Annotated in this window: 3 protein-coding genes; all 3 read left to right on the forward strand. The window is 58.0% G+C overall.

Going from position 1 to position 2,452, the window contains the following annotated elements; translation table 11 throughout:
* Positions 1-1,660, forward strand: a 1,660-nt coding sequence (locus HP499_RS23355; protein ID WP_216660271.1) for an alpha/beta hydrolase, incomplete at its 5' end; no start/stop codon positions are given.
* A 52-nt stretch (positions 1,661-1,712) separates the two neighbouring features.
* Positions 1,713-1,922, forward strand: coding sequence for a hypothetical protein (locus HP499_RS23360; RefSeq protein WP_172326437.1), 210 nt, complete (start codon positions 1,713-1,715; stop codon positions 1,920-1,922).
* 177 nt (positions 1,923-2,099) lie between these two features.
* The coding region (locus HP499_RS23365; RefSeq protein ID WP_216660272.1) for a hypothetical protein at positions 2,100-2,452 on the forward strand (353 nt) is incomplete at its 3' end.

The raw sequence follows: 2,452 nt of genomic DNA on the forward strand, positions 1-2,452 counted from the left end.
ATCTTTTGTTGCTGGTCTTGAGCGGCTGCTCGCCGCCAACGCAGCAGACGCCGATTGGATAGAGCAGGTCGCCACCGCATTCGAAACAGCCGGCAGCGGCTCTATCGCAGACAGCATGCTCAACGGGGTCTTCATCCAGTACGCAGCACCAAACCAAGTCGGCTTGAACGACATCGCTGGCCTGAACGCCGTGCAACTGAAGGTTTGGCTCGGTAATGGTGGCACCGCCCGGCTGCGGGAACTACTGACCCAACCAGGACTGGACCCCGTAGCCGCAGCCACGTGGTGGTCTGGCCTCGGCCACACCGTCGAGCCTGCCACCGGGAAAGTTACCGTCGGTGAAGAACAGCAGCTCCTGATCGATGCACTGCCGGAACTTATAGGGAACCTGAACGGTGTCACCGCGACCGCCAGGGACCTTGCCAACCGCAAGAAGTTGCTGCAGATGCACGACTACTTGAAGAAGTACCACGACGAGCACGGCGGAGAAGCTGATGAGGGCTCCCAGGAAGGCATGGTCAACAAAGTCTGGGAATCGCTCTACGACAGCGAGGGCAAGGAGAAAACCGATCGTCTGGATCCATCCGCCGTCCGGCAACTGATCAGCTTCGTCCCTTATGGACTCAAACAAGGATCAGACACCGGGTATGGCGCGTCCATCTCTGTTGGAGACCTTGGCGCCGCCAAGCACATCAGTTATCAGATCCCCGGATTGGATACCACCATTGGCCATGACATGTCCTCCAAAACCAAGCAGGCCTATGATCAACGAACCGAACAACGTGACCTTGCCGTTCCGAACGGAATTGACCCGGCTCGTCTTGCTGTCGTGGCCTGGATTGGTGTTGAACCAGCGAAGGACCTCGGTGTTTTCAGCAACGATCAGGCCAAAGTCGTTGGGGCTGCCCTTCGCAACGACGTGACAGGGGTCAACGCAGTTCATCAGAACCTCGACAACACGGCCATGACAACAGCCGTTGGGCACTCCATGGGTTCCCTCGGACTCATGGAGGCAGCTAAAGCCGAGCTGCCGGTCGATAACCTTGTCCTCGTCGGTGACGTTGGTGCCCCTGATAACGTGACCTCCGTGAACAACCTCCATCTGAACCCCGGCGGAACTGTTTACCGGGGAACCTACACCGTGGACTACACATCAGTGATCGGGCATGGTGCGGGATGGTACCGAAAATACACCACTGACCCAGGTTCGGTGCCGTCACGTTCGGCACTGACGGTTTCACAGCGTCGGATGGCACCATCGAGCACCCCACGAAAACCCATGACGGACAAACCGGCGGCAAAGACGGCATCTACGGTTACTTCGACAAGACAACAGAGTCAAGCATTAACCAAGCCAAGATCTCACTCGGCCTGGACGATCAACTCACGAATTCGACACGATGACCACCACACACCGCAGCCGGCACAGGCGCGTCCTTCCCGCCGCTGCGATCATTCTTCTCACCCTGGCAGGGTGCGGGACAACCCCCAGCACCAATTCTCCTACCAGCACTGTGGAGCAGACCATGGAACCAGAACAAGCCCGCACAGAGTACTTCAACCTCTTCAACAAGATTCAAGCCCTCGCCCCCGGCGACTGGGGTGTCGCGCCACCCTCCGAATTTCAAGGCGACGCTTGCCGGCACCCGGACGGGACTGACGGCACCCAATTCTCAGTCAATACAAGCCGGAGCCCACTGAGCCGAGAGGAAATGGATGCTCTCCACGAGAAGGTCAAGGAACAGTTCGTGACCACCGGCTTCACGGTCCAGCAATCAACTGACGGAGGCGAGAACTTCGTCAGAAGAACTACCGTCTCCGGCCCCGAAAAGTTCGTCATGGGAATCACCACCGGCAAATACGGCATCGCCCTCAGCGGAAATACCCGCTGCGTTCCCGACCCTGAAGGCAAATTCCGGTAGGAACCAATGACCACCACATACCGCCGCCGGTACTGGCGCATCTTATCCACCAGTGCCGTCCTGCTCCTGCTCGTGTCCGGATGTTCCCCTTCCTCTCCGGGACAGGGCACTGACACAGCCTCATCAGGCTCTCAAACCGCTGCAAGCAACATGCTTCCCGATGGAAAGGGCGTCACCATGACAGCGGATGAGGCCAGAACGGAGTTCTTCGGACTCCTCGATGAGATCCAGGCCATGGCAGCTGGTGATTGGGTGAACGAGGACGTTCCGGCCGGTGGCTACTGCAACTTCCAGGGAACCGGAAACGACAAATCGTTCGCTGGTGCGCGGACCATGGGACCCCTTAGCGCCACCGAGCGCGAGACACTCAGGCAGAAAGTCTCAGCATTTTATGAATCACGCGGGTACAAAATTCAGACCCTCGATAAATCAACCACCACGAATAATTTGCTCATCACTACTGCATTCGGACCCGATGGGTTATCCGTCGCCCTATACACGGGCGACCTCGGCACAATAATTGATGGCAG

This window comes from Paenarthrobacter sp. CM16 (genome assembly GCF_013179505.1).
In the GTDB taxonomy this organism is placed as follows: domain Bacteria; phylum Actinomycetota; class Actinomycetes; order Actinomycetales; family Micrococcaceae; genus Arthrobacter.